Annotated in this window: 21 protein-coding genes; 10 read left to right on the top strand and 11 right to left on the bottom strand. The window is 70.8% G+C overall.

Annotated elements, in window-relative coordinates; all coding sequences use genetic code 11:
- Positions 1-432: 432 nt before the first annotated feature.
- Positions 433-1,068: a TetR/AcrR family transcriptional regulator gene (locus tag ACYVDG_RS23300; RefSeq protein WP_460757718.1), complete on the bottom strand. Its 636-nt coding sequence runs from the start codon at positions 1,066-1,068 to the stop codon at positions 433-435.
- Between the two features lie 89 nt (positions 1,069-1,157).
- Here ACYVDG_RS23300 and ACYVDG_RS23295 point away from each other — a divergent pair, with 89 nt between their 5' ends.
- On the top strand, positions 1,158-2,375 hold the full coding sequence (locus tag ACYVDG_RS23295; RefSeq protein WP_460757717.1) for an FAD-dependent oxidoreductase: 1,218 nt from the start codon (positions 1,158-1,160) through the stop codon (positions 2,373-2,375).
- A 69-nt stretch (positions 2,376-2,444) separates the two neighbouring features.
- Here the strand turns inward: ACYVDG_RS23295 and ACYVDG_RS23290 are convergent, their stop codons facing one another.
- Positions 2,445-2,915 (bottom strand): NUDIX hydrolase, encoded by a 471-nt coding sequence (locus tag ACYVDG_RS23290; protein WP_460757716.1) that lies wholly within the window; start codon positions 2,913-2,915, stop codon positions 2,445-2,447.
- 98 nt (positions 2,916-3,013) lie between these two features.
- On the bottom strand, positions 3,014-3,595 hold the full coding sequence (locus ACYVDG_RS23285; protein ID WP_460757715.1) for a GNAT family N-acetyltransferase: 582 nt from the start codon (positions 3,593-3,595) through the stop codon (positions 3,014-3,016).
- 79 nt (positions 3,596-3,674) lie between these two features.
- Here ACYVDG_RS23285 and ACYVDG_RS23280 point away from each other — a divergent pair, with 79 nt between their 5' ends.
- Positions 3,675-4,928, top strand: coding sequence for an ROK family protein (locus ACYVDG_RS23280; RefSeq protein ID WP_460757714.1), 1,254 nt, complete (start codon positions 3,675-3,677; stop codon positions 4,926-4,928).
- 64 nt (positions 4,929-4,992) lie between these two features.
- Positions 4,993-6,150 (top strand): xylose isomerase, encoded by a 1,158-nt coding sequence (gene xylA / locus ACYVDG_RS23275; protein WP_460757713.1) that lies wholly within the window; start codon positions 4,993-4,995, stop codon positions 6,148-6,150.
- Positions 6,151-6,208: 58 nt separating this feature from the next.
- Here xylA and ACYVDG_RS23270 read toward each other — a convergent pair whose 3' ends face one another.
- Together ACYVDG_RS23270 and ACYVDG_RS23265 are read right to left on the bottom strand one after the other, a co-directional pair.
- Positions 6,209-6,406: a DUF397 domain-containing protein gene (locus ACYVDG_RS23270; protein ID WP_460757712.1), complete on the bottom strand. Its 198-nt coding sequence runs from the start codon at positions 6,404-6,406 to the stop codon at positions 6,209-6,211.
- A gap of 31 nt (positions 6,407-6,437) precedes the next feature.
- Complete coding sequence (locus ACYVDG_RS23265; protein ID WP_460757711.1) at positions 6,438-7,250, bottom strand: helix-turn-helix domain-containing protein; 813 nt, start codon at positions 7,248-7,250, stop codon at positions 6,438-6,440.
- Between the two features lie 188 nt (positions 7,251-7,438).
- Here ACYVDG_RS23265 and ACYVDG_RS23260 point away from each other — a divergent pair, with 188 nt between their 5' ends.
- From ACYVDG_RS23260 to ACYVDG_RS23250, 3 genes are all read left to right on the top strand, one after another.
- Complete coding sequence (locus ACYVDG_RS23260) at positions 7,439-7,720, top strand: hypothetical protein (protein WP_460757710.1); 282 nt, start codon at positions 7,439-7,441, stop codon at positions 7,718-7,720.
- Positions 7,720-8,280 (top strand): hypothetical protein, encoded by a 561-nt coding sequence (locus ACYVDG_RS23255; protein ID WP_460757709.1) that lies wholly within the window; start codon positions 7,720-7,722, stop codon positions 8,278-8,280. The genes ACYVDG_RS23260 and ACYVDG_RS23255 overlap by 1 nt, the downstream gene beginning before the upstream one ends.
- 154 nt (positions 8,281-8,434) lie before the next feature.
- Positions 8,435-8,890, top strand: coding sequence for a hypothetical protein (locus tag ACYVDG_RS23250; RefSeq protein ID WP_460757708.1), 456 nt, complete (start codon positions 8,435-8,437; stop codon positions 8,888-8,890).
- A 57-nt stretch (positions 8,891-8,947) separates the two neighbouring features.
- Here ACYVDG_RS23250 and ACYVDG_RS23245 read toward each other — a convergent pair whose 3' ends face one another.
- Positions 8,948-11,773 (bottom strand): glycoside hydrolase family 3 C-terminal domain-containing protein, encoded by a 2,826-nt coding sequence (locus ACYVDG_RS23245; RefSeq protein ID WP_460757707.1) that lies wholly within the window; start codon positions 11,771-11,773, stop codon positions 8,948-8,950.
- Between the two features lie 198 nt (positions 11,774-11,971).
- On the opposite strand from ACYVDG_RS23245, the gene ACYVDG_RS23240 reads away from it, so the two are divergent.
- The 3 genes from ACYVDG_RS23240 to ACYVDG_RS23230 are packed head-to-tail and all read left to right on the top strand — an operon-like array spanning position 11,972 to position 15,559.
- Entirely contained in the window at positions 11,972-13,630 is a 1,659-nt protein-coding gene (locus ACYVDG_RS23240; protein WP_460757706.1) for an extracellular solute-binding protein, read from the top strand.
- Positions 13,623-14,651 (top strand): ABC transporter permease, encoded by a 1,029-nt coding sequence (locus ACYVDG_RS23235; RefSeq protein ID WP_460757705.1) that lies wholly within the window; start codon positions 13,623-13,625, stop codon positions 14,649-14,651. The genes ACYVDG_RS23240 and ACYVDG_RS23235 overlap by 8 nt, the downstream gene beginning before the upstream one ends.
- Positions 14,648-15,559 (top strand): carbohydrate ABC transporter permease, encoded by a 912-nt coding sequence (locus ACYVDG_RS23230; protein ID WP_460757704.1) that lies wholly within the window; start codon positions 14,648-14,650, stop codon positions 15,557-15,559. Before ACYVDG_RS23235 ends, ACYVDG_RS23230 begins: the two co-directional genes overlap by 4 nt.
- 86 nt (positions 15,560-15,645) lie before the next feature.
- On the opposite strand, the gene ACYVDG_RS23225 is transcribed toward ACYVDG_RS23230, so the two are convergent.
- Together ACYVDG_RS23225 and ACYVDG_RS23220 are read right to left on the bottom strand one after the other, a co-directional pair.
- Complete coding sequence (locus ACYVDG_RS23225) at positions 15,646-17,988, bottom strand: xyloglucanase (protein WP_460757703.1); 2,343 nt, start codon at positions 17,986-17,988, stop codon at positions 15,646-15,648.
- Positions 17,989-18,135: 147 nt separating this feature from the next.
- Positions 18,136-20,358 carry a glycosyl hydrolase family 95 catalytic domain-containing protein gene (locus ACYVDG_RS23220; RefSeq protein ID WP_460757702.1) on the bottom strand — a complete coding sequence of 741 codons (2,223 nt, stop codon included), beginning with the start codon at positions 20,356-20,358 and terminating at the stop codon, positions 18,136-18,138.
- Between the two features lie 45 nt (positions 20,359-20,403).
- On the opposite strand from ACYVDG_RS23220, the gene ACYVDG_RS23215 reads away from it, so the two are divergent.
- Positions 20,404-22,455: a beta-galactosidase gene (locus ACYVDG_RS23215; protein ID WP_460757701.1), complete on the top strand. Its 2,052-nt coding sequence runs from the start codon at positions 20,404-20,406 to the stop codon at positions 22,453-22,455.
- Here the strand turns inward: ACYVDG_RS23215 and ACYVDG_RS23210 are convergent.
- The 3 genes from ACYVDG_RS23210 to ACYVDG_RS23200 form a co-directional block, all read right to left on the bottom strand.
- On the bottom strand, positions 22,445-24,412 hold the full coding sequence (locus tag ACYVDG_RS23210) for a glycoside hydrolase family 31 protein (protein WP_460757700.1): 1,968 nt from the start codon (positions 24,410-24,412) through the stop codon (positions 22,445-22,447). The two genes, ACYVDG_RS23215 and ACYVDG_RS23210, sit on opposite strands and share 11 nt — an antisense overlap.
- Positions 24,413-24,538: 126 nt before the next feature.
- Positions 24,539-25,522: a LacI family DNA-binding transcriptional regulator gene (locus ACYVDG_RS23205; RefSeq protein WP_460757699.1), complete on the bottom strand. Its 984-nt coding sequence runs from the start codon at positions 25,520-25,522 to the stop codon at positions 24,539-24,541.
- A 177-nt stretch (positions 25,523-25,699) separates the two neighbouring features.
- A complete protein-coding gene (locus tag ACYVDG_RS23200; protein ID WP_460757698.1) occupies positions 25,700-26,368 on the bottom strand; it encodes a class I SAM-dependent methyltransferase in 669 nt (222 codons plus the stop codon).
- Between the last annotated feature and the right edge of the window lie 70 nt (positions 26,369-26,438).

The raw sequence follows: 26,438 nt of genomic DNA, 5'->3' as shown, positions 1-26,438 counted from the left end.
CCTCATCGCTCACCACGACAGTCTTCAGCTAACGCGGCATGAGGTGGTTTGAAGCCCTCCCCCGCAGGACGGCTCCGAAGGGCCAGATCCTTCATCTTTGCGTGCAGCACCGCTTGCCTAGAGAGTTTCTACTTCCTCCTCTGGTTCACGTTCAGGACACAACGTTTCCTGATAGCCGCCAACCCGCCGTCGCAGCGAAGCGGGTCAAGGTGGAGCGCCGATGACGCGCGAAGTGCTCGATGGCGACGACCTTGAGGCGCGTAGCGGAGACGGCCACCATCGGGCGGCAGGAAAAGGGGGAGAACCACCCGCACTCAAAAGGGCACCCCTAGCCACCCGGCACCCCACACCCAACACCCAACACCCCGCACCCAGCACCCAGCACCCAGCACCCAGCACAGGCCAACCCAAGCAAGCACGTTGAACGCCAAGCTAGCGGCTGTCGGCGCCCGCGGCGCCTTCGGCCAGGGCGCCATGGACCATCGTGGCCACCAGGCCCCGCACGCCCTCCTTGTCGAACGCACCCTCTGGCCCGGTGACCAGGGTGAACAGCGCTCCCCCGTACAGCGTCACCAGGTTCGACACCGCTTCCTCCAACACCGCTACCTCCGACGCTGCTACCTCCGACACCGGGGTCCCCAGCACCTCGTGCAGCACAGCGGTGTCGGCCACCGCCGTGCCCTCCAACCGCGCCAGCACCTCCGCCAGCGCGGGGAACCGCCGCGCCGCCAGCCGGAGTTCGAAGATCGCCAGGTAGCGCCCGCGCAGCACGGTCGCGGCGCCCCACAGCGATTCGGTGATCATGTCGATCAGCTCGTCGACCCCGGTCGGCCCGGCCATGCCCTCCGTCGCGGCTGCCATGTCCGCGAAATGCAGCTCCAGCACCCGCTCCGCGGCAGCGACGAGCAGCGCCTCCCGGGTCCGGAAGTAGTTGGTGGCGGTCCCGGGGGGAACCTCGGCCCTCGCCTCCACTGACCGGTGCGTCAGGCCGTGCGCGCCTTCCTCCGCCAGCAGTGCGATCGCGGCGTCGGCGAGGGCACGGCGTCTGCGGAGGTTAGCGGGTGGCATGGGGCCGAGTATAGAACTCGCCCGCACACCACTACTATCGTATTGAATAGGGCTTGTAACAGCGGAGACACGGCGGCACGGAGGCGAACATGAACGGCGGCGCGTTGACGGTGACGGTGGTCGGCGGCGGTATCGCGGGGCTGGCCTCGGCGATCGCGTTCGCCCGGGCGGGGTGGCGCACGACGGTGCTCGAGAGCCGCACCGGGGAGACCGAGGTCGGTGCGGGGGTCGCGACGCTGCGCAACGGCGTCGCCGCCTTGGAGGCCCTGGGATTGGGCGACGAGCTCAGAGGCTCCCTCGGGTACGAGACCGTGGCCACGGGGTTCCGGGACACCCGGGGACGCCCGATCCTCGCCATCCCGGACGACATCGAGGAGGTACGCAGAGCGGCCACCGTCTTCGGCTTCCACCGCCAGCAACTGCACGCCGCCCTGGACCGGGCCGCCCGCGACCACGGCGTGCAGGTGATCACGGGCGCCCGGGTCACCAGCCTGACCGCGGGGGTGCCCGGCGGGCCGCGCGCCACCGCCTCGTGGCGCGATCCGGCCGACGGCAAGGCGCTGAGCACGGAGTCCGACCTGGTCGTGGGTGCCGACGGCATGTGGAGCGCGGTGCGCGGGGTCCTCTACCCCGGCGTTCGTCCCACGTACAGCGGCAGCACCAGTTGGCGGGCGATCGTCCGGGACACCGAGTTCGACGGGCGGCTCACCGAGTACTGGGGGCCTGGCTCGGAATTCGGTGTGATGAGGGTGAGCGACACCGAGCTGTACTGGTACGGGTACGTGCGCGCCCCGCGGGGCGCGGTCGTCGCCGACGAGCACGCGACGGCCCGCGCCCGGTTCGCCGGTTGGGCACCGGAGGTCGTCGACCTCATCGCGCGCACCGACCCGGCCCAGTTGATGCGGCACGACGTCCACCACCTGCGCGGCGGACTCCCGAACTACGTGCGGGGCCGGGTGGTGCTGGTGGGCGACGCGGCGCACGCGGCGCTGCCCACGATGGGCCAGGGCACCGCGACCGCGTTGGAGGACGCGGTGGCCCTCGGGGAACTGGTCGCGGCACCGGTCGCCGCTGGTCAGGGCCCAGCCGAGGCCCTGGAACGCTTCGACGCCGAACGCCGCCCCGTCTGCCGGAACACCGCCAGGCAGGCCGCTTTCATCGCGAAGATCGGTGCGGACCTCGGCGGCGGCTGGCGGCAGACGGTGCGCAACGCGATCCTGCGTTCGGTGCCCGCGCGGGCCCTCATTCCCGCGGCCGCACAGGTCACCGGCCAGCAGGAGACCCGGGTGTCAGGCCCACAGCCCTGAGCCGTGCGCACCGACCAGGTCCCACACCCGCTCCGCGAACGCGGGCGTACGGTTCCCCTCGGGCGGAGCTCAGGGCCTGTAGTGGGGTTCGCCTTCGGGGCGGCTGGCGTGGCGGATCCGTTCGTGGATGCGCTCGACCATCTCCGGCATCCCGTCCGGGCCGAACCAACCCGCGTCGAGGCTCTCGTCACCGTCGATCCGGATCTCGCCGCCCACGGGGCGGCAGCGGAAGGCCAGGTCGAGGATCTGCACCTGGTCGCCGTTGGGGTAGGTGTACGGGTCCTCGGCGACCACGGAGGCGAGGCGCTCCACCGCCACCTCCACACCGGTCTCCTCCCACACCTCCCGGACCACGGCCTGGGCGGGCTGCTCCCCCGGCTCGAGGATGCCGCCCGGGGTGGCCCAGCGTCCGTCGTCGGAGCGCCGGTGCAGCAGCACCCGGCCCTCGGGGTCGAGCACGACGGCGGTTACGCCAACCAAGGGCAGGAGGTCGTGGCCGACGTGGGCGCGCAGCTTCTTGAGGAAGTCGGGAACGGGCATGTCCAGACACTAACCCCCGGTGCCGGAACCCCCGGTGCCGGAACCCCCGGTCCCGGAACCCCCGGTCCCGGAACTTCCGGTCCCGGAACTCCCGCTGGTCAGCCGCGCCGACCGCGGCGTTCGGCGTACTCGTGCTCGAGGATCGACATCAGGACCGCGTCGTGCCACTTCCCGTCCCAGCGCAGGTGCTCGCGCCACACGCCCTCGCGGACGAAACCCGACTTCTCGTAGGAGCGCTGCGCCTGGGTGTTGAAGTCGAACACCTGGAGCGCCACCCGGTGCAGCCCCGCGGTCTCGAAGGCGTACTCCAGGACCAGGTCGGTGGCCTCGGTGCCGTAGCCCTTTCCGGTGCTCGCCATGGAGTCGAGCGCGATCCGGTAGTTCACCTCGGCGTTGTCCGGGTCCAGGTCGATCAGGGCGCAGTCCCCGACCGGGGCGCCGTCCTCGGTCCGGTAGATCACCCAGTCGGCGCGGTCGTGCCGCTGCTCCCAGGCCGCGAACACCTTGAGCAGCTGTTCGGCGGTGAACTCCTGGTGGGTGCCGGTGAACCGGCGCACCTCCGGGTCCATGTCCACCGTGCTCGGGATCAGATCGTTCGCGTTGCCGGCGCCGAGCGGTTCCAGCCGCACGCGCTGGCCGAGGAGGGAGGGCTGGTCGCGGAAGACGTCTGTAGGCACCATGATGGGGATCCAACCAGCGGGCCCGCACGCGGGCAACGGGTTTTTCGGGCGGCGGGATCTCGGGCAGCGGGGGGTACGGGTGGCGACCGGCACGGGCACGGCGAGCTTCCAGACGGTCCGTGAGAACAACCTCCGAACGGTACTGCGCACCCTCCGCGGGCTCGCCCCGTGTTCGCGGGCCGCGGTCGCCGCCGACACCGGGCTCAACAAGACCACCGTGTCCAGCCTGGTCGCCGACCTCATGGCGCGGGGCCTGGTCCGGGAGACCGGCGAGACCTCCCAGCGGCGGGTGGGCCGCCCCGGGGTCCTGCTGGCCCTGGACGACCGATCGATCGCCGCGGTCGGCCTGGAGGTGAACATCGACTACCTGTCGGTGGTGGCCGTCGACCTGCTCCACCGGGAGCTGACCCACCGGCACGTGCCCCTGGACGCGCGTTCGGCCGGGGCCGAGGAGTGCGCCCGCCGGATGGCGGACGCTCTGCGGGAGGTCGCCGGGGCCACCGAGCTGCGCGGACGCTCGGTGGTCGGGGTGAGCGTGGCGGTCCCCGGCCTGATCGACTCCCCCTCCGGCACCGTGACGCGCGCACCCAACCTGGCGTGGTGGGACGAACCGCTGCGCGACCTCGTCCGGTCTGCCCTGGCCGGTTCGGCCCTGGAGGGCACGCCCGTCCTGGTGGACAACGACGCCAACCTCGGTGCCATGGGCGAGTACCGCTTCGGCCCCTTCTCGGGGCTGCCCGACCTCGTGTACGTGACCGGTGAGGTGGGGATCGGCGCGGGCGTACTGACCGGCGGTGAGCTGCTGCGCGGGGCCGGGGGTTTCGCCGGGGAGATCGGGCACCTGGAGCTGGAACCCGGCGGCCCGGAGTGCTCGTGCGGGCGGCTCGGCTGTTTGGAGGCCCTGGCCGGTATCGGGGCGATCCTGCGGGCCGCGCTGCCCGACCTGGCCCCGGACCGTCCCCTGTCCGGCGGCGACATCCCCGACCTGGTCGCGATCGCTGTGGAGCGCGCGTCGGCAGGCGACGCCACGGCCGTCGGCGCGCTGGAGCGGGCCGGGACGTGGCTGGGCCGCGGGGTGGCGACCCTGGTCAACGTCGTCAACCCGGGAGCCGTGGTGCTGGGCGGATACTTCGTGCCGATGGCCCGGTGGCTGCTGCCCCAGTGCCGTGCCGCCGCGCGGTCGCACTCCTTCGCCCCGGAGGCCGGGGGCTGCCGGGTGGAACACTCCGATTTGGGGATGAGCGCCGCAGCCCGGGGCGGTGCCGCCGTGATGATCCACGGGCTGGATTCCGGCACCCTGCCGCTGCCCGCGGCCGACCCCGTTGACAATTAGTTGTGACTCTAGACAAACTAATCGGGCCCGGCATCCTTGCGCGGACCGACCCCCAGGAGTCCCCATGAACGACTACCGACCCACCCCAGAGGACCGCTTCACCTTCGGCCTGTGGACCGTGGGCTGGCGCGGCGTCAACACGTTCGGCGACCCGGTACGCCCACCGCTCGAGCCGGTGGACGCGGTCCGCCGCCTGGCCGACCTCGGCGCGTACGGCATTACCTTCCACGACGACGACCTCGTGCCGCCCGGCAGTTCCGCCGGCGAGCGCGACGCGATCATCCAGCGTTTCCGGGGCGCGTTGGACGAGACCGGCCTCGCGGTGCCGATGGTCACCACCAACCTGTTCTCCCACCCGGTCTTCCGCGACGGCGGGTTCACCTCCAACAGCCGCGACGTGCGCCGGTACGCGCTGCGCAAGGTCATCCGCAACATCGACCTCGCCGTCTCGCTCGGGGCGAAGACCTACGTGTGCTGGGGCGGCCAGGACGGCGCCGAGACCGAGGCCGGCAAGAACGACCAGGCGGCCCTGGACCGGCTGCGCGAGGCCTTCGACCTGCTGTGCGCGTACGTGCGGGAGCAGGGCTACGACCTGCGCTTCGCCATCGAACCCAAGCCCAACGAGCCGCGCGGCGACGTCCTCCTGCCGACCGTCGGCCACGCTCTGGCCTTCATCAACGAGCTGGAGCACCCCGAGATGGTGGGGGTGAACCCGGAGGTCGGGCACGAGCAGATGGCCGGGCTCAACTTCGTCCACGGGGTCGCCCAGGCCCTGTGGGCGGACAAGCTCTTCCACATCGACCTCAACGGGCAGCGCGGGGTCAAGTACGACCAGGACCTGCGCTTCGGCGCGGGTGACGTCAAGGAGTCGTTCTTCCTGGTCGACCTGTTGGAGCGGTCCGGCTACGCGGGGCCCCGCCACTTCGACTTCAAGCCGCCCCGGACCGAGGACATGTCCGGTGTCTGGGAGTCCGCGGCCGGCTGCATGCGCAACTACCTGATCCTCAAGGAGAAGGCGGCGGCGTTCCGTGCGGACCCGCGGGTGGAGGCGGCGCTGGCCGAGGCCCGCGTCCACGAGCTGTCGGAGACCACCCTCGCTCCGGGCGAGAGCGTCTCGGATCTGTTCAAGGAGGAGCTGGACCTGGAGGCGGTCGGCCCCCGCGGCTACCACTTCGAGCGGCTCGACCAGCTCGCCCTGGAGCACCTTCTCGGCGTGCGGTGAACGGCGTGCGGTGAACGAGGCCCCAGCCACCACGGCTGGGGCCTCCGGTGTATTCGGGCTACGAGCCGGTGCGAACGCCGGTGAGCAGCGCCACCCACTCTTCGCCAGAGAAGAACAGGTGCCCGTTTTGCCTGTTTTGCGTGTCGCGAACGGCGGCACCGTTGAGCACGTCGGCGACCTCAACACAGTTGCCGCCCTGAGGCTGAGAGTAGCTGGACTTGCGGAATAGCAGTTCAGCTGTGGGAACTGAGCTCATCAAGTTACTTCTTTTCGGTGTGTTGTCGCAGTTAGTCGATCGTCTCATCTGGCCGCAACGCAGCCAGACGCAGGTGATTCATCAGAGACCTGTATCGCGACACCTCGCCAGGTTCTTCAAGATAGAGACCATCGGTATCGGTCTCCAGGTAGACCACCGTTGGATCTACAGGCTCAGGAAACTCCAGTAGTACGAACGCCCCTCCCGAGCCCATGTTGGGACGGTCTGAGCGAGTCATCTGGATCGTGATGGTGGGCCTCTGCGCCATCTCCAATAGGTGAGCGGCCTGCGCTTGCCTCACCTGTGGGTAGTGCTCAAGGCGATCCAGTGCAGTTTGATCGAAGATCGCCCACAGCTCGGGCGGCTCCTCTTCGAGGATCCGCTGTCGTGCGATTCGGGCGTCCACGACTCGCTGAACTTCTTCCGGGCGAGTGAGCGCCGATTGGGCCATGAGCTCGGCGTAAGTCGCGGTCTGGAGCAGGCCAGGGATCATGATGGGCTCCCAGGTGTGGATAGAGGAAGCCTCGGTCTCGAACCCAACGTAACGGGCAGCGAGAACGTCGCGATATCGAGACCACCAGCCGCGGTCCAGCGCCTGGCGGCAGAGGTCGAGGATCTCCTCGTACTCCTTGCCTGGCCCGACGCCACATGCGGCGAGGATCGCCCGCACTTCGATGAGCCTGGGGCGCTGTTTGGACCCGTTCTCGATGTTGGAGTACGTGGATCGGCTCAGCTCGGCAGTGGTGGCTACTTCCTCGCTTGTCATGCGAGCTGCCAGTCGGATGCGCTTGAGCTCGGCAGACAGGCGGCGGCGTCGGATTGTGGGTGAGTACCTGGTGGCCATGATGTCCCCGATCGTAAGTCCTGACAGGCCAACACGGGACATTTTGGGAATCACATACATGGATACCGGACACAGAGGCAATAATGGGATACCAGCTCTTGCATATTTAGAATCCAGGTTTCATGATGGGTCCTACTCAGTTCCCATCCGGACCTCCCATCCGGTATCCGAGCACCAGGAGCCGCGCTATGCCGCGATACCTGAACCTGTCCGAGCTGGCCTACGTGCGCCACCGCGCCGCCGAACTCGTGCACCGCCGCCGCCCGCACAACGCGGGGCGTGTGCGCACCTACGCCGCTGCTCCCCGAACCCTCACCGAGGTACGGCCGCCGCGTTCGCCCCGACCGCCGCAGGTCCCCGGGCCCCGGCGGCCCCTGGAAACCGCACCCCTTCAGCTCCTCCAGACGGTCCTACAGACAGCCCTGCAGACGATCCCCGCGGGAGCGCACCGGCCGGGGGTGGCGTTCTGATGCTCGACACCTGCACCGCAGACCTGCTCACCACCGCCGAAGACGCCCTCCGAGCCCCCGCACACCTGACCGCGCCACAGCTCTCCGAATGGCACGCCCACACCCTGCGCAACCGGCTCCCGCTCATCCGCGACGCCCTGCGCCTCGCCCGCACCGAAGGCGACGCCGAGCTGGCCACCCAGCTCATCGACCAGGCCGTCGCCGACCACCCCACTTCCTCCACCGTCCCGCCGCCCCGCACAGCCACAACAGCCCAGGGCGGGAATGACGGGGCGCGCCTGCGCCTGCCCGTACACAAGAGCGCGAGCTCTGAGGGCGAGCTGCCCATGCCCGAGCACGTCCTGTGCTCGCTGCTCTACCGGCACTGGACCATGACCGTCGAGGGCCAACCCCCCAACGAGGTCTACGTGGGTCGGCGCCCCTTCGGCTGGTCGGGCGAGGGCGACCCCTTCGAGCAGATCACCGCGCCCACCCGCACCCAGCTCCTGCGCCTGCTCGCCTTCCGCCACCTGGGCGTCCACCCCAAGAAGCCCGGCAGCCCCAGGCCACCCACCGCCTGAACGGGCGCCCTCAGCCCGCACAGCCGCCAACCCCGCACGCCCGCCGAGGCACCCAGCACTCTTCCCGGACCCGGCGGGCGCGCGGACCACCCGGACCACGTACTCCAGCACCGCCCCACCCCGACGGCGCTGTGCAACGGAAGGCAAGGCCAGGATGACCACCACAACCGACACCCGGCTGCGACCGGTACTGAACGCACCCCGGGGCCACCGCTTCTCCCGCCCCGGCTCCGCCCTCCGGACGGCCCCCCGTCCCACGCAAGCCCGACCCGAGTCGCACCAGGCCCGCCGGGAACGGCTGCTGCGGCAGATGCAGGGCAACCCGAAGGTCGCCTACATGCTCGAACACGGCGCCGTCCCCCACTGGGTAACGGTCGCCCGCCAACGGCGGGAACGAGCCGAGCGGGAAGCCGAACAGGCTCGGGAGGCCGTCGAGCCCCCGCCCGAAGCCCCTCCGGAGTTCCCCTCCGCTTCCCGGGGCCGCCACCGGGCCCCGCGCCGGTGGTGGGCCTGGCCAGCCCTGGCCCTGAGCACGGCCCTGCTCTCGGGGAACCAGGCGATGGAAGCGATAGCAGAAGCAGCCTTCCAAACCGGCGGGCTCCCGCTCTGACCACTGCGGTGACGTGGCCGCCGCCCCAGTCAGTTGGCTCGGGGCGGCGGACCGGGCTCAGGAGCCGTCGAAGACCAGCGTGGACGCCGCCGTGCCCGCGTGGCCGAACACCAGGTACAGGTCGCGCACACCGGTGACCCGCTCGACCGGGAAGCGGACCTCCACGAAGTCGTAGGCCCCCTCCCCCTGCGACACCCCGACCTCGCCGATGACCGGGCCGGTTTCCGGGTCGTCCAAGCGCAACAGCACGGTGGTCGAACGGGACCCGTTGAGGCCGACCCGGCACTCGGAAACGCCTTCGCCCAGGTCTACATCGCGGAAGGCCGCCCACGCACCGTCCACTGCGGCACGGACCGCGTCCGCGGGGACCTCCGACCCCACGGCAACCGGCTCCGGGGCGACCGGGCACAGCCGCAGCCCTCGGGCCTCGTCGAACCGGTCCGCGGCCCACCGGACACGGGCGTCGCGCGGGCCGACGGCCTCTCCCGGCACATCCAGGGGCACGGCGGCCGCGATGTCCAGCGCCGAACGCCCCACCAGGACCTCCCGCGGCGCCTCCTCCACCACGAAGCGGTCGCCGATGGTGTCCCAGGTCGCCAGCGCCTCGACGTCGAACCCGACCCGGGCGACCTCGGTGGCCCCCGGTTCGACCCGCACCCGGGCGAAGCCGCGCAGGGCCCGGGAGGGCTGCCGCACCCGGGACCCGGTCTGCCGCGTGTAGACCTGGACGACCTCCTCGGCGGCGCGCGCACCGGTGTTGGCGAGGGCCACGGTGACCGTGACCCGGCCGTCGGCGACCGACACCTCGGGGGTGCCGTACTCGGCGCGCCCGTACCCGAGGCCGTGCCCGAAGGGGTACAGCGGCCGCCCCTCGAAGTACAGGTAGGTCGAGCGGGCGGAGATGACGTCGTAGTCCAGCAGGTCGGGCAGGTCGTCGGTGTCCCGGTACCAGGTCTGGGTGAGGCGGCCCGAGGGTTCGGCCCGCCCCAGCAGGACGTCGGCCAGCGCCCTGCCGTATTCCTGTCCGCCGTGCGCGGACCAGACGACCGCCGGAAGGTGGGTGTCTGCCCAGGTCACCGCATACGGGTACCCGCTGCACAGGACGAGGACGGTCGACGGGTTGGCCTCGTGGACCGCCCGCAGCACACGCTCCTGCCCGGTCGGCAGGTCCAGGTCGGCGCGGTCCTCGGTCTCCCGCCCGTTGACCATGGGGTGGTCGCCGGCCACCACGACGGCGGTGTCGGCGCGTGCCGCGGCCTCGGCGGCGGCCCGGGCGCCGGTGCCCAGACCGTGGATCCGGAAGGCCGCCCCCTCCTCCGCCGGTGCGTCGGCACCCGCCATGCGAAGGCCGCCGTCGTCGGCGACGGTGACGGAACGGCCGGTGTGCACCTGGGCGAGCCGGAACCGGCCGTCCGGCAGTTCGGTGAGGCGGAAGGTCTGGCGGACCTCCCAGGTACCCGGTCCGGGTGCGGTGCAGGCGAGGGTCGACCCCGGCCCCTCGTCGACGTATCGGCCGGTGTCGGCCGAACGCAGGGCGTGCGCGCCGCCGCCCCAGTCGAAGAGGGCGAATTCCGCGGTCTCTTCGGTCCCTTCGGGCCATTCGGAAGCGCCGACCACCCGGAGCCGGCCTTCGGCGTCGAGGACCACCCGGCCCGCGTCGGTCTCCAGGGTGACCCGGTCGGTGCCCTCGACGAACTCCACCTCGCAGTACTCGGCCAGCCCTTGGCGGGCGGTCACGGCGTAGGGCAGGGTCCCGCAGTACCAGTCCTCGAGGACGCTGTCGCCGAGCTGCCCCACGACCGCGATCCGGGTGCGTTCGCGCAGGGGCAGCAGTCCGTCGTTCCGCAGCAGGGTGAACGAGCGGGTGGCGGCCTCCCGGGCCAGTTCACGGTGTTCGGGGCTGTGCAGTGCGCCCTCGGGGACCGCTTCCGGGTCGGGTTCGCCCAGCCGGAGGCGGACCGTGAGTACGTTGCGGACCGCCTCGTCGACGTCCTCCTGGGAGAGCAGGCCCCGGTCGAGGGCCTTCCGCAGGTGCGCCAGGGTGGCCTCGGACCGGTCGTCGTCCTGGGTGAAGCTGTCCAGTCCCGCGCGCAGCGCGTGGGCGTAGGCGGTGGGCCCGTCGGGGTGGAATCCCTGGAGTCCGAACAGGTTGCCCGGGGCGTGGGCGTCGCTGACGACGAGGATCCGGCCGGGTGCGGCGCGGCGCAGGACCCCGTTGACGAGCGGGCTCAGGTGGGCCGGTCGGCCGTTGACCAGGTTGTAGGAGGGCATGACGGCCAGCGCCACCCCCTCCCGTAGCGCGGGCAGGAACGCGGGGAGTTCGTACTCGCGCAGGACCCGGGGGGACAGGTCGCTGGAGGTGGTGCAGCGGTCGGTCTCGTTGTTGTAGCCGAGGAAGTGTTTGAGGGTGGGCGCGGTGCGCGGCTGTGGGCCGTCACCCATCAGTCCGCGGGCATAGGCGGCGCCGAGGAGTCCGGTGAGCCAGGGGTCCTCGGAGTACCCCTCCTCGTTGCGCCCCCACCGGGGGTCGCGGAGCGGGTTGACGACGGGTGCCCACACGTTGCGCCCGGCACGGGGGTCCCGGCCCCGCACGGCGAGGAGTTCGGTGGCGGTTGCCTCGCCGACCCTGCGGAGCAGGTCGGTGTCCCAGGCGGCGGCCAGGCCGACGGCTTGGGGGAAGACCGTGGCCTCACCGAGCCAGGCCAGGCCGTGCAGCGCCTCCGTGCCCGTATGGAAGTCGGTGAGGCCGAGCCGTTCGACCGGTGCCTGGTGTTGGTGGAGCAGGCCAAGGCGCTCTTCGGGGGTGAGCCGCCGAAGCAGCTCCTCGACCCGTTCGGCGATCGAGGGCTCGGTGGTGCCGTAAGTCTGTCGGGGGGTGCTCATCAGCGGTGTCTCCCTGCTGAGGTGGTCCTCGTCGATCAAAATCGAAACGCTTCGACTTTAACCCGCACAAGGCCTTGTGTGGCAGATCACTCTGGAGTAATTTGACTCTTCAATCGGGCCACTCAATTCATAGCAAAATGGTCTGGCGATTCCTACCCCCGGGTTTTGCCGCCCGGGCCGATCGAAGGAACGGCCGAGATGTCCTACCCCCCGACACCGGTACAGAGCCGACGTCGCTTCCTCCGCCTGATGGGCGCCTCAGGCGCAGCCCTCTTCTCCACCCGAATGCTCTCCGCTTGTTCCGGCGGCGATACCGGCGGAGGCGGATCCGCCTCCGCTTCCACAGACCTCGACGAGCTGATCCCCACCTTCCGTGCCTTCGAAGGGGCCGTCCCCGACATCCTCGGGGTCGACGGCGCCCCCGACGGATTCACCGCCTACCCGGACTCCTTCGTCCAAGGCACCGACGGCGTGCGGGGCTCGGGCGGCCAGTACACGGCGATGACACCCATGTGGGGCCCGCTCCCGCCCGGACTGGGCTCCAACTCCTTCTACGACTACGTCAACGAGAAGATCGGCGCGACGGTCGAGTTCAACTTCCAGGACGGCAACACGATCGTCGACAAGATGAACGCCGTCATCGCGGGCCGGGACATCGCCGACATCACGATGTTCCCCGACTGGACGATCAACCTGATCCCCCAGTTCAACCGGGCCGTCGGCGAACTGTTCGAGGATCTGGGCCCTTACCTTTCCGGGGACGCGGCCCTGGCCTACCCCATGCTCGCCAACCTGGACAGCGACGCCTGGCGGGCCAACGTCTTCAACGAGCGGCTTCAGGGCATCCCCTGGCCCTCGGAGCCCTTCAGCGACTGGGTCCTCTACCGGCGCGACCTGCTGGAGGACGAGTACGGGCTGGCCACCCCCACCACCGCCGAGGAGCTGTTCGAGCTCGGCAAGGAGGTCAACGACCCCGACAACGACCGCTGGGCCTTCGACGACTTCACCCTGACCGCCCGCCAGATCTTCGGCGCGCCCCGGCAGTGGCGGTACGAGAACGGCGAGCTCGTGCACATGTTCGAGACGGAGGAGTGGCGCGCGAGCGTGGAGTTCATGCGCCGCGTCTTCGACGCCGGGCTCGTCCACCCCGACATGGTGGCCCAGGGCGACAACTCCAAGGAACTCCTCAACTCCGGGCAGCTGATCTTCGCCCAGGACGGCCTGGGCGGCTGGCACGAGGCCTACGGGCAGATGCTCGGCGACAACCCGGACTTCCGCCTCGACCTGATGCCCGTGTTCGGCCACGACGGCGGGGACCCGCTGATGCACCTGAACGACCCCTCCCTGCAGTCCGTGCTGATCCGCAAGGACATGGACCCCGAACAGGTGGAGGAGATCCTCGCCGTCATCAACTTCTGCGCCGCGCCCTTCGGCACGCAGGAGTACATGGACTACCGGTACGGGGAGGAGGGGGTCCACTTCGAGTTCAACGACGACGGGGCGCCCGAACTCACCGACCTGGGCAACACCGAGGTCAACGACGGCTACTACTTCATCGGCGGACGGCCGCCCGCGGTCAGCGAGAGCCAGTACCCGGACTTCGTGGACTGGAAGACCAGCTGGTTCAACGACGCGATCGCCTACGCCGGCGAGGACCCGTTCGCCGGCATCCGCATCCAGCTGCCCGAGCGCTTCTCGGGCGCCGAGATGCCCCTGACCGACCGGGTGGAGAACATCATCCGCGGCCGCGAGGACCTGTCCGCCCTGGACGACGCGGTCGACGAGTGGCGGCGCGACGGCGGAGACGAAGGCCGGGAGTTCTTCTACGAGGTCCTCCAGGAGCACGGTCGTGACTGACCGCGCGGGCAGCACGGACACCGCCGTCGCGTCTCCGCCACCCGAGGGCGGGACGGGCGGCGGCCGTCCCGCGCACCGTCCGGACCGGCCGAAGAAACGGCGCACCTCCGGCCCGGGGCTCGGGGCCCGGATGCGCCGCGACTGGCAACTGCTGCTGATGACCGTCCCGGCCATCGGGCTGCTCGCGGTGTTCCACTACGTGCCGACCATGGGCAACATCATCGCCTTCCAGAACTACAACCCCTGGGACGGCGTCACCGGCAGCCCGTGGGTGGGGTTCGCCCAGTTCGAGCAGCTCTTCGGCGACCCCCGCTTCTGGCGCGCAGCGGGCAACACGCTCATGATCGCCGGCGTGCAGCTGGTGTTCTTCTTCCCCATCCCGATCGCGCTGGCGATCCTGTTGGACAGCGTGATCAGCCCCCGGCTGCGCCTGATCCTGCAGAGCATCGTGTACATGCCGCACTTCTTCTCCTGGGTACTGGTGGTGACGCTGTTCCAGCAGATCCTGGGCGGGGCAGGCCTGTTCTCCCAGTGGTTGCGGCAGAACGGGTACGGGCCGCTGGAGATCATGTCGAACCCGGACGCCTTCCTGTTCGTGGTCACCTCGCAGATGGTGTGGAAGGACGCGGGTTGGGGGACGATCATCTTCCTCGCGGCCCTGGCCGCCATCAACCCGAACCTCTACGAGTCCGCGGCCGTGGACGGGGCGAGCCGGTGGCAGCGGATCTGGCACATCACCCTGCCCGGTCTGCGCCCGGTGATCATCCTGCTGCTCATCCTCAAGCTCGGCGACATCCTCAACGTCGGCTTCGAGCAGTTCTTCCTGCAGCGGGACGCGTTCGGCTCCCGCGTGTCCGAGGTGCTCGACACCTTCATCTACCACCAGACGCTGGTCACCGGGAACTTCAGCGCGGGGGCCGTGGCCGGCCTGGTCAAGGGCCTGGTCGGACTCGTGCTGATCCTGATCGCCAACAAGGTGGCCCACAAGATGGGCGAGGACGGGATCTACAGACGCTCATGAGTACTCTCTTCCAGGACCGCCCCGTGTGGGCGGAACGACCGAGCCTCCCTGAACGCCTGGCGAAGAACACCGTCCTCACGGGCATCGCGCTGGTCGTGCTCTTCCCCTTGTACGTGGTGGTGCTGACCAGCCTGTCGACCGCTTCGGCGGTGAACGCGGCGGGCGGCCTGGTGGTGGTCCCCGACGGACTGTCGTTGCAGGCCTACGCGGACCTGTTCAGCGGCGGCGTCGTCACCCGGGCCGTGTCCGTGAGCCTGGGGGTCACCTTCGTGGGGACCGCGGTGAGCCTGGGCGCGACCATCCTGGCCGCCTACGGGCTCTCCCAACCGGGCTCCCTCTGGCACCGCCCCCTGCTGTTCGCGGTACTGCTGACCTTCCTGTTCGCCCCCGGGATGATCCCGGTGTACCTGCTGATCAGCGACCTGGGACTGATCGACAGCTACTGGTCGCTGATCCTGCCCACGGCCGTCAACGCGTTCAACCTCGTGGTGATGCGGGCGTTCTTCATGAACCTGCCCCGGGAGATCTCCGACAGCGCACGTGTGGACGGGGCGAGCGAGTGGACCATCCTGACCCGCTTGGTGCTGCCGATGTCCAAGGGTGTCGTCGCGGTGATCGGTCTGTTCTACGCGGTGGGCTACTGGAACGCCTTCTTCAACGCCATCCTGTACATCAACGACAACGCCAAGTGGCCGCTGCAGCTGGTGCTGCGCCAGTACGTGCAGCAGGGCCAGCAGCTCAGCTCCAGCTCGGTGGTGGGCGAGGCCGTCCAAGGCACCGCCTCGGCGCCGAACCTGGCCATCCAGATGGCGATCGTGGTGGTGGCCCTGGTGCCGGTCATGTTCATCTACCCGCTGGTGCAGAAGCACTTCACCAAGGGCGTCATCATCGGCGCCGTCAAGGGCTGAGTGCCGGACGGCGCTCGAACGACACGCACAAGAGGGGGCCGGGAACCGACGCGCGCGGATCCCGGCCCCTACCCCTACACCGTGTGTCAGGCGGGATCGCCGTAGATGATCCCGCGTCCGTTGGTACCGATGTAGACGCGTCCGTGGACGTCCGGGTCGCCGGTGATCACGGACCCGGTCCAGCCCCACTGGTTCTCGTCGTCGTTGATCCGCAGCCAGGAGTCCCCGGCGTCGTCGGAGCGGAAGATGCCGCGCACCCCGTCGATCCGGGAGCTGGTGTACACGGCCGGGTAGTCCTCACCCGGCGCGGGCGCGCCGAAGCCGACCGCGTCGCCCTCGTCGACCTCCTCGATCCGCTCGAAGGTATCCCCGGCGTCCGTGGTGCGCCACATGCCGTAGGCGTCGTCCTCGGCCCCGCCGGCGACCCACACGTCGCCGCTGTGGCCGGGCACCGCCCCGAAGCGGACGTCGCTCTCGACGGGCAGTTCGCCGAAGTCGGAGGCGGTGAAGGTCTCCCCGCCGTCGGTGCTGGTGTGGAAGACGCCGTCGGCGATCGCGTAGAAGAGGTCCGGGTCGTCCCGGTCGGCCTCCACCCGCGCGCCCTCGGGGACGCCGTCGGCGGCGGTCCAGGACGAGCCCTGGGTGGTGGACACGTGCACGCCGGTCCCCTCGGGGCTCCAGACCACGGAAGAGCCGTCGGCGGCCACGGCGACCGTTCCGCCGCCGCTCACCCCGTCGGGCTCCTGACCCTCCCACCAGGTGTCGCCGCCGTCGTCGGAGACCCCGATGTGCGAGGTTTCGTCGTCCTCGGCGTCACCGGTGCGCACCACCAGCTCCGGGGCGAGTTCGGCGAAGTCCACGCTCATGCCGTTGCCCCAGTAGGGCTGGTGGTGCATCTCGTCGGGGACCTCGTCGAGGTCGTGGTGGGCGAAGCCGCCGATGTCGGCCATGACCGAGACCAGCGGGCCGCCGGGCAGGGCGGCGAGGTCGTGGATGGAGGTCTCCTCCAGGCCGTGGACCTTCACCTCGATGTCGAACGCGGTGTCGGAATCCCAGTTCGTGAGGTTGTCGCTGCCGTAGATGGTGGCACCGGTGCCGTACATGAAGCGGTCGGAGTCGAACGGGTCGATCGACATGCCCTGGGTCATCCAACCCAGCTTGGGCTGGGTCTCGGGGGGTTCGGCCTCGCCGCCGAAGTCCAGCCAGGGCGCGGTGGAGATGTCCATCTCGTAGCGGTTCTCCCGCTCGGGGTAGTCGCTGTAGTCCCACGCCTGCGTCCACGTCTCGCCGCGGTCGGTGCTGCGGAAGATCTGGATGTCCGGCCACCAGGAGATCTGGGTGGCCACCATGAGCGTGTCCGGGTTCTGCCGGTCTACGGTGAGACCGCCGTAGCCGAACTCGTTGTCCTCGGAGTCGGACGGGACCGGGCTGACCAGGGTCCACTCCTCCTCGTCGACGTCGTAGCGCCACAGGTCGCCGGAGTCGCCGTCGTAGGGGCCGGGGGTGGCGGTGGTGGCTACGTAGAGCTGTCCGCCTTCCTGGTCCAGGACTCCGTGTGCGGGCAGGTGGCCAGTGGGTGCGCCGGGCAGGGCCTCCCAGCTCTCGCCGCCGTCCTGGCTGCGGTAGACGGTGTTCTCCAGGTCGGCGACGCCCACATAGACGTCCTGGGTGACCGAACCCTCCGACCCGGTGCGCTGATCGAACTCCACCCAGGTCACACCGGTGATGTCGTCGTGCACGCCATAGGGGTCGTCGGGGTCCTCCACGTAGTCGCCGGGGTTGGGGAACTCCTCGACCTCGGCCCAGGTCTCACCGTGGTCGGTGCTGCGCCACAGGCCGTGGCCGCCTCGGGCCCCGAAGTACACGACGCTGTTGTCGTTGGGGTCGACCATGAGGCGTTCGCCCAGGCCGCGGCCGGGCATGTTCCCGCCGAGCTTGAAGGGCAGTTCGGTGGCCTCCCAGGTCTCGCCCCGGTCGTCGGAGCGCAGGATGGCGCCGTTGTTCGGGTCCCAGTCGTTGGTGTAGGTGCCGGCCGCGGCGTAGACGCGATCCGGGTCGACCGGGTCGGTGGCGAGGCTGACGATGCCGGTCCAGCCCCAGTCGTCCCAGCCGATCCAGTCGAGCATGGACTGCCAGCGCTCGGTGTCGGGGTCCAGGCGGTAGGCGCCGCCGATGTCGGTGCGCGCGTAGACCAGGTCGGCTTCGGTCTCGTTGAAGACGATGTTCGGGACGAAGCCGCCACCGGCGATCTGGGCGTTGTCCCAGTCGTAGGCGGTTTCCGCGGTGGCGGCGACGGGCGACGCCTCGTGCACGCCGTTCGCCGCTCCGAGAGAGGCGGCGAGGGCGAGGGCGGCCGTACCGGCTAAAGCGGCCACTCCCACGTGGGAGCGCTTCCATCTGTACTGGTGAGGTGTCCTGGATCCGGGCATGAGCGGGGCTCCTCGCTAGGGGGTCCAACCCGCCGGGCCGTGCGAAGAACCTCGCCCGGCGGGAATTGTGGTGCCAGTGTGTATTCGCCCCGACGGAACGTCAACGGGGGTTGTACGGATTATTTCGAAGCGATTCGATACCGACATTCAACGATTCGGAAATTGCCCCAGGACACATGTGGTGATCCCTTCTTCCAACCACAGCCTCCGGTCTCCGTCCGGCATGCGCACAAGCAGTGGTCCGCCCTCGATCGAGCGCAGCTCCACCGACACCCGGCCGGCGCCCCACTCCAGCCGCTCCACCACCACCCCTCCACGGGCGCGCAGCCCCTCCACCGAGCCCGAAGACCAGTCCTCGGGGAGCGCCGGCAGGACCTCCAACCGCCCCTCCCCCGAACCCAGCAGCATGGCCGCCACCAGCGCCGGGTATCCGCCGGCGATGTCCACGTTGAAGATCCGGCCGCGGTTGTGTGTGGGTACCAGGGTCGGGCGCCAGTACCGGTCGGTCAGCAGGGACAGCGCCTCGTGAGCCGGTTCCGCCATGCCCAGCGCCGCGGCAGCCAGCCCCAGCTGCACCAGGCCGAAGGCCATCTCGTCCGACTCGGCCCCCCGCCACCACTCCAGGCGGGCGTGCACCGCGCGGGAGGCCGCGTCGGCCAGGGCGGGGTCGGCGAAGGCCGGGTCCCGCTCGTACCAGAGCGGATACAGGTGGGAGGCGTGCCGGTGCGCGTGCCGGTCCTCCTGACGCACCGGACCCGCCGGCCCCGCCCACTCCGCGAGTTCACCGGCGGCATTGATCCGGTACGCGGGCAGCCGGGCGAGCAGTCCGGCCCACCGCCGCGCGCCGGGCAGGCCGAGGATCCGGTGGGCCCGCACCAGGTTGCGCAGCAGGTCGCGGACGGCGGCCACGTCCATGGTCGCGTTCACGCAGGCCTGCCCGTCACCGTCGGCGGGGGTGTTCTCCGGCGAGTAGGAGGGCGAGAACCCGTCCGGGCCCAGGAAGTCCTCGTGAAACCTCGCGGCCTCGGCAAGGAAGGGCAGGGCGCGGCGGCGCAGGAAGCCGCGGTCCCGGGTGTGGGCGTAGTGGTCCCAGTACAGGCGGCCCAGCCAGGCCGCCCCGGCGGTCCAGCAGGTCAGGCACCACTCGGGGCCGAAGTGGTTGGCCCGCCCGCTCGTGGAGGCGTGCGCAGGAAGCAGCAGACCGCGGCAGCCGTAGAGGCGCCGCGCGTTCTCCCGCAGGTCGTCGGCGTAGCCGTCCAGCAGGTCGAACAGGCCGGTCATCAGCTCGGGGGTGCCGGTGGGATGCAGGGCGGCCACCGCGACGGGCAGGTTGCCGTCGAAGGTGTAGCCGGAGCGCCAGGGCGGGTCGTAGGTGCCGCTCCACACCCCTTGAAGGGTGGGCGGGAGGTCCCCGCAGGCGGAGACGGCCGCGTACCGGCCGGCGTCGACGTGCCGGGCGACCCGCTCCCCCGAGTCCCCGGCCAACCGGATCCGGAACCGGCCCATGAGGTCGGCGTGCAGCCGGCGGTGCCGTTCCAGGAGGTGCGCCGGTGACCCGGTGGGCGGTTCGGACACCCGTGGGCGCTGCTCCTCGCCGGGTCCGCCCGCCCCGGCACGGGCCCGGCGCACCTCAGTTCGGGCCCGGAGCACGAGTCGCCGCACCCCTCGCAGCACCAGGTGGTCCCCCGAGACCCGGACCGTGCCGCCCACGGCCTCGGCCGCGCAGGTCACCGTGTACCCGGTGACCGCCCCGGGCGGTGCCTCCGGGAAGGCCGCGCGCAGCACGAGGCTGTCGACGGTGGCCTCCACCCGTGCACGGAGCGGGACCGGCGCCTCCTCGGGCAGGGTTCCCAGGGCGAGGATTCCGTCCAGCCCTTTCGGCCGGGCGAGTTCGATGACCGCCACGTCGTCGGCGCGGGAGACGAAGACGCGGTGCACGGTTCCGTCCGGCGGCTCCTCGGTGACCAGTCCGGTCCCCAGGTCGCAGGAACGGGTGACCGGGCCGGGCAGGGGACGCTCCGGGACGAAGGACAGCTCAGCCGCCCCGACCAGCGGGTCGATCCAGTGCGTTCCCTCGTAGCCCTCCCCCGCTGCGGTCTCCACGATCCGCTCAGCAGCCGCACGGGACCGTCCCCGCCGCAGGAGGGCCCGCAGCTCCGGCAGTGCGGGGGCGGTGAACGGTGCGGGGAGGGCGGTCCGGACCGGGAGGAAGAGCCGTTCGTGGCAGAGCGTCACGCGCAGGCGGTCGGGGCTGGAGTGCACGAGTGCGCCCTGTCGGCCGTTTCCGCTGATCAGCGCATCCTCCCAGTCGAGGACCGGGCTCTGCGTACGAATAGTGCGGGCTCTGGGACTGTCGCTTGGGAGATTCAAGGGGCATCCTTACCGAGTCGAAGCGATTCGAAGGAGCGTGAACCCATGCCCGTCCTGTGGTTCGGCGGTGACCACAACCCCGAGCAGTGGCCCGAGGAGGTGCGTGCCGAGGACATGAGCCTGATGCGTCGCGCCGGCGTGAACCTGGTGACGCTGGGGGTGTTCTCTTGGGCACTGCTGGAGCCCCGCGAAGGCGAGTTCGACTTCGCCTGGCTCGACCGCGAACTCGACCGGTTGGCCGACGCGGGCGTGGGCGCCGCCCTGGCCACCCCCACAGCCTCGCCGCCACCTTGGCTGAGCCTCGCGTACCCGGACGCGCTGCCGGTCACCGCCGACGGGGTACGGCTGACCCACGGCAGCCGGGACACCTACGACGTGACCTCCCCCGCCTACCTCGCGGCGTGCGACCGGATCGTGCGCGCCCTGGCCGAACGGTACTCCGGCCACCCGGCACTGCGGATGTGGCACGTGCACAACGAGTACGGCACCTGGACGCACTCCGCCCACGCCGACGCCGCGTTCCGGGCCTGGCTCCGGCAGCGGCACGGGGACCTGGACACGCTGAACGAGGCCTGGACCACGGCCTTCTGGGGACAGGGCTACTCCGCCTGGGAGCAGATCCGGACCCCGCGCGCCACCCAGTACCTGGCCAACCCCGCGCACGTGCTGGACTTCCGGCGCTTCCTGTCCGACGCGATGCTCGACCACTACCTGGCCCAGCGGTCGGTCCTGAAGGCCGCGAACCCCCAGGTCCCGGTGACCACGAACCTCGCCTTCGGCGGCTGGGTGCCGGTGGACCCGTGGCGGTGGGCCGAACACATGGACCTGGTGGCGGTGGACGACTACCCGTCCGAGCCGGGGGCGGCCGCGGCCGAGCAGACCGCCTTCGCCGCGGACCTGGCCCGGTCGTACGCCGCCCGCGTCCCCGGTGAAGGGCGCCCGTGGCTGCTGACGGAGCAGGCCGCCGGGGTCGTGTACACCGGGGGCCGGACCGTGGCCAAGGCCCGCGGTGAGATCCTCCGGCACAGCCTTTCGCACGTCGCGCGCGGCTCGAGCGGGGCGATGTTCTTCCAGTGGCGGGCCTCCCGCGGCGGAGCCGAGCAGTGGATCTCGGGGATGGTTCCGCACGCCGGCCCGGAATCGAGGATCTTCCGCGAAGTGTGCGAGCTCGGCGCGGTGCTGCCCAGGATCGCCGGGGCGGCCGACGCCGGAGTCCCGGTCGACGCGGCGGTGATCTGGGACCCGGAGTCGTGGTGGGCGATGGACGCGGCGTCGTTGCCGGACCGGGGACTGAGCCACGAGACGGCGGTCCGGCAGGTGCACCGGGCACTGTGGCGGTCGGGCCGCACGGTCGACTTCGTCCGCCCCGACCGCCCTCTCCCGGACGTGCCGCTGCTGGTCGTGCCCGCGCTCTACCTGGTGTCGGACGACGCCGCCCGGCACCTCACCGGCTACGTGGAACGGGGCGGGACCCTGGTGGTGACCCCGTTCAGCGGGATCGCCGACCAACACGGCACAGTGCTGGTCGGGGGCTACCCGGGGGCGCTGCGCGACCTGCTCGGGGTGCGGGTGGAGGAGCAGCGGCCCGCCCCCGAGTGCGAGGTGGCGGAAACCGACCTCGGCCCGGTCCGCGGTTGGACCGAGGCGGTCCATACGGACGGGGCCGAGGCCGTGGCACGGTACCGGTCGGGCGAACTGGTCGGCCTCCCTCTGCTGACGAGGCGGCAGCGGGGCGTCGGCACCGCCTGGTACCTGTCCGCCCGCCTCGGCGACGCTGAGCTGGGTGCCCTGCTGACCGGGATCGGGCCCCGGGCCACCGCCGCCGACCTGCGTCCGGTGTCGGCGGCGGCACCGGAGACGGCACAGGCACCGGTGCCGGAGGGCACCGCCGGGGAGCCGACCGTGGAGGTGGTGCGGCGCACGGACCGGGAGAGCCGGTGGGTGTTCCTGCTCAACCACACCGACTCCCCCTTTCCCGCCGACCCCGCCGCCCTGGGGGTCGGTCCCGATGCCGTGGACCTGGTGCGGGCCGCACCGGTCGACGGGCTGGTGGTCCCGGGCGGCGGGGTCGCGGTCGTGCACGACCTCAGCCGGTGATCGGGAGGTCCGCACCCTCCCGCAGCAGGACGGGTACCCGGTCCAGCGGGGCGTCGACGGTGACGACCCGTCCGCCCCGGTGGACCCGACCCGTCCACGGGTCGGTCCACGAGGCCCCCTCCGGAAGGTAGACGTCCCTGGTCCGCGCCCCGTACTCGGTGACGGGGGCCACCAGGACGTCCGGGCCGAACAGGAAGACGTCGCCCTCCGGCCAGGCGTTCGGGTCCTCCGGGAAGTCGACGAACAGCGGACGCATCGGCGGCAGACCGGTCTCGTGGGCCACCCGCATCTGCTCCATCACGTAGGGACGCAGGCGCTCCCGCAGGAACAGCAGGTCACGCAGCAGCTCGTAGACCTCCTCGCCGTAGGACCAGATCTCGTTGGGGCCGCCGGACATCTCCGGGTACAGGTCGTGGGTGAACGGCTCCCGGTAACCGTGCAGGCGGAACAGCGGGCAGAACACGCCGTACTGGAACCAGCGGACCATCAGTTCCCGGTACTCGGGGGACTCCTGGTCGCCGCCGTGGAAACCGCCGATGTCCGTCGTCCACCAGGGGATGCCCGACATCGCGACGTTGAGCCCTGCCCGGACCTGGGCCTTCAGGGACCCGAACGTCGGTGCGATGTCGCCCGACCACAGCGCGGCGCCGTACCTCTGGATGCCGGCCCAAGCGGAGCGGCACAGGGTGATGACCTCCTCCTCACCGGCTTCGAGCATGCCCTCGTGGAAGGCGCGCGCGTGTTCGAGCGGGTAGAGGTTGCCGACCTCGGTTCCCGGACCCGCGTGGTAGCGCAGGTTCTCCGGGTGGCCCGGCTTGAGCTCGGGTTCACAGGCGTCCAGCCACCAGACCCGGATGCCGAGGGAGTGGTAGTTGTCGCGGATCCGGTCCCACAGGAAGGCGCGGGCGTCGGGGTTGGTGGGGTCGTAGAAGGCCACCTGTACGTGGGAGTCCACCCCCTTGTCGGCCCAGTCGGCGTGCACCGGCGGCCCCTGTTCGGTGGCCACGAGGTAGCCGCGGGACAGCATCTCGTCGTGGTTCTCGCTCAGCGGGCTCACCGAGGGCCACACGGACACCATGAGCTCAACCCCCATCCCGCGGAGTTCGGCGACCATGCCCTCGGGGTCGGGCCACTCCGCCGGGTCGAACTTCCATTCGCCCAGGTGGGGCCAGTGGAAGAAGTCGCTGACGATCACCGACAGCGGCAGCCCTCGGCGCCGGTACTCGCGGGCGACCTCCATGAGTTCGGCCTGGGTGCGGTAGCGGAGCTTGGACTGCCAGAAGCCGGAGGCGAACTCGGGCAGCATCGGCGCGTGCCCGGTGGCCTCCGCGTAGCGGGCCAGGATTCCGGCCGGACCGTCGCCGCCGGTGACCCAGTAGTCGATCTGGCGTGCGCTGTCGCTGACCCAGCGGGTGCCGTTGTCGGCCAGCTCGACCCTGCCGGTGGCGGGGCTGTTCCAGAGCATCCCGTAGCCGCGTGAGGACACCAGGAAGGGGACGCTCACCTCGGCGTTGCGCTGGACGAGGTCGACGACCGCGCCCTTCTGGTCGAACAGGCCGTGAGTGTGCTGGCCCAGACCGTGGACGCGCTCGTCCTCGTAGGCCTTGAAGCGCTGCTCGATCCGGTAGTAGCCGTTGCCTGTGGAGGTGTAGACGCGGGGGCCGGGCCACCAGAAGTGGGCGCGTTCCTCAGCGATCAGCTCCACGCCCTCGCGGGTGAAGCGGAGCATCCCGTCCGCGGTCACCTCCAGGGTGAGTGAACCGCTGACCAGTACGGCGGTTGCACCGAGGCTGACCTTGCCCGTGCTCGGTGAGCTTTCGACGAGCGCACCGGGCAGGTCTTCTCGGATGTGGGACAGGCCGGCGCGGACGCGGATGCCGTCGGCCCCCCACGCCTGGGCGCGCAGGACCTGGTGACTGCCGCGCCACTCGAAACCGTTCTCGATCTCGTTGAACACGTGGTGTCCTTCCGATAGGGGGTGTGGAGGGTCGTGAACCGTAGTGTCGAAGCGCTTCGATAACGGGTCTGGGTCAGGGGCGTCGGGAAAGGGTTCAGGAGTGGGTCAGGGGAGGTCGGGAAGGGGTCAGGGTCGGCGGACGGTACTGCCCCGTTCGGTCAGCCGCGGCTCCAGCAGGGTGACCCCCGCCAGACCGCGGCCGTCGATCTTGTCCATGAGGAGGTCGACCGCGCGCCCGCCCAGCTCCTCGGCGGGCAACTCCACCGAGGTCAGCGGCGGCACCCCGGCGGGAACCGGACCGATGACCACGGTGGACGGCTCCGGGGCTTCGTGCCCCTGGTCGGCGAAGGCCTCCAACAGCGGGCCGACGGAGGGTTCGTTGTGGATGATGACCCCGGTGAGTCCCGGGCGTTCCTCTCGGAGATCGGCGGCGACCTGACGGGCCGTCCCCGGGGAACAGGGGTGGTGGGAGGCGCGGACACCGCGCCTCGCCGCGGCCGCCTCGAACCCGGACAGGGTCCGCTCGGCGAAACCGGTGCGCCGCTCGTACACCGACGGCGGCTGGCCGACGAGGGCGATTTCGGTGTGCCCCAGGTCCGCCAGGTGGTCCACGCAGAGCGCGCCGGCGGCGGCAAAGTCGAGGTCGACACAGGTCAGGGCTTCGGTGTCTTCAGGAACTCCGATGAGCACGGAGGGCAGGTCGAGGGAGCGCAGGAGCGGGACGCGTGCGTCGTCGGCCTCCACGTCCATGACGACGATCCCGTCCACCATGGCACCGCCCGAGACCCGGTGCAGACCGTCAGGACCCTCGCCCTGGGTGAGGAGGAGGACGTCGTGGTCGTGGCCGCGTGCCGCGGTGACGACGGAGACCGCGAACTGCATCGCGACGGGGACGTGGACGTCGTCGCGCAGGGGGACCACGAGGGCGATGACGTTGCTGCGACGGCTGGCCAGGGAACGGGCCCCGGCATGGGGGCGGTAACCCAGGGCCTCGACACTGTCACGTACCCGGCGTGCGGTCGTCTCGGAGATGGAGCGTTTACCGCTGAGGACATAGGAGACCGTGCTCGGTGAAACCCCGGCGTGCTTGGCCACTTCGGAGATCCGCACCGCACCGTCCTGTCCGTAGTCGAATCGATTCGAAGAGATATTACGCACCCCGTCACGCACGCGCAATGCCCGAACCGTCGGGACGGGGCAGCCGACGGGGTCCGGCCGAGGACGCCGCCACGCGGTCTTCCCTGTCGTCCATGCGGCCGCTCTCCGCCCGCCCGTGCGGGCACCGGGTCACTTCTTGCTCGGCTTGGTGTACAGGAGAGCGTAACGCCACATGAGCAGGCGCCGCAGCCGCGCCCCGGGGAGGTGCTCGGCGGCGGCGATCCCGATCTCGCGCAGGCTCAGGCCCGGATCGCGCACGGGCATCATGTCCAGGTGACGGTCAGTGTCCGCCGCCGGAACCCCGGCCAACGGGCGGGCGAGCCGCAGTCCGGCACCCACGAACCACTGCGGCCCCAGGGCGGCCAGACCCGTCAGCAGGTCGGTCACACCCTCCTCGCGGTAGAGGCCCAGGACGGCCAGGACCCCGCCGGGGGCCAAGAGGGCGGCCATCCGGTCCAGTGTCGGGCCGAACGGCATGTGGTGGACGGTCGCGACCGCGCTGACGTAGTCGTAGGCGCCGGGGACGAGTTGGGCGTCCTCGAGCGCGTCGGCCTGGTAGTTCACCGGCAGGCGGCCCGGTGTGCGCGTTCTCGCGAGGGAGGTCATCTCGTCGGAGGGGTCGATCGCGTCGACGGTCAGTCCGTGCAGCGCCAACCGGCGGGCGAAGCGGCCGTCACCGCAGCCGATGTCCAGCGCCCGGCCCGCGTGCGGGGGCACCGCGCGCAGGAGGTAGTCGTGGTAGTGGCTGTTGTGGTCCCAAGAGAGGTCGATGGGGCTCGGGGGGAGAATTCGACTCATACCACTGGAGGCTAACCGGCCCGGCCTCCGGCATCCAGGGAATCGCCGAGACCGGCCGGGCCGGTGAGTC

It is taken from the genome of Nocardiopsis oceani (genome assembly GCF_054777395.1).
Note: the sequence above shows the minus strand (reverse complement) of the source record. Positions and strands in the feature narration are given on the sequence as shown.

Bases quoted from the DNA above. Each gene is read 5' to 3' on its own strand.
- ACYVDG_RS23300 (WP_460757718.1), bottom strand. From the start codon at position 1,068: ATGCCACCCGCTAACCTCCGCAGACGCCGTGCCCTCGCCGACGCCGCG.
- ACYVDG_RS23260 (WP_460757710.1), top strand. From the start codon at position 7,439: ATGCCGCGATACCTGAACCTGTCCGAGCTGGCCTACGTGCGCCACCGC.
- ACYVDG_RS23240 (WP_460757706.1), top strand. From the start codon at position 11,972: ATGTCCTACCCCCCGACACCGGTACAGAGCCGACGTCGCTTCCTCCGC.
- ACYVDG_RS23290 (WP_460757716.1), bottom strand. From the start codon at position 2,915: ATGCCCGTTCCCGACTTCCTCAAGAAGCTGCGCGCCCACGTCGGCCAC.
- ACYVDG_RS23265 (WP_460757711.1), bottom strand. From the start codon at position 7,250: ATGGCCACCAGGTACTCACCCACAATCCGACGCCGCCGCCTGTCTGCC.
- ACYVDG_RS23245 (WP_460757707.1), bottom strand. From the start codon at position 11,773: ATGAGCACCCCCCGACAGACTTACGGCACCACCGAGCCCTCGATCGCC.
- ACYVDG_RS23230 (WP_460757704.1), top strand. From the start codon at position 14,648: ATGAGTACTCTCTTCCAGGACCGCCCCGTGTGGGCGGAACGACCGAGC.
- xylA (WP_460757713.1), top strand. From the start codon at position 4,993: ATGAACGACTACCGACCCACCCCAGAGGACCGCTTCACCTTCGGCCTG.
- ACYVDG_RS23215 (WP_460757701.1), top strand. From the start codon at position 20,404: ATGCCCGTCCTGTGGTTCGGCGGTGACCACAACCCCGAGCAGTGGCCC.
- ACYVDG_RS23250 (WP_460757708.1), top strand. From the start codon at position 8,435: ATGACCACCACAACCGACACCCGGCTGCGACCGGTACTGAACGCACCC.
- ACYVDG_RS23285 (WP_460757715.1), bottom strand. From the start codon at position 3,595: ATGGTGCCTACAGACGTCTTCCGCGACCAGCCCTCCCTCCTCGGCCAG.
- ACYVDG_RS23270 (WP_460757712.1), bottom strand. From the start codon at position 6,406: ATGAGCTCAGTTCCCACAGCTGAACTGCTATTCCGCAAGTCCAGCTAC.
- ACYVDG_RS23295 (WP_460757717.1), top strand. From the start codon at position 1,158: ATGAACGGCGGCGCGTTGACGGTGACGGTGGTCGGCGGCGGTATCGCG.
- ACYVDG_RS23255 (WP_460757709.1), top strand. From the start codon at position 7,720: ATGCTCGACACCTGCACCGCAGACCTGCTCACCACCGCCGAAGACGCC.
- ACYVDG_RS23200 (WP_460757698.1), bottom strand. From the start codon at position 26,368: ATGAGTCGAATTCTCCCCCCGAGCCCCATCGACCTCTCTTGGGACCAC.
- ACYVDG_RS23225 (WP_460757703.1), bottom strand. From the start codon at position 17,988: ATGCCCGGATCCAGGACACCTCACCAGTACAGATGGAAGCGCTCCCAC.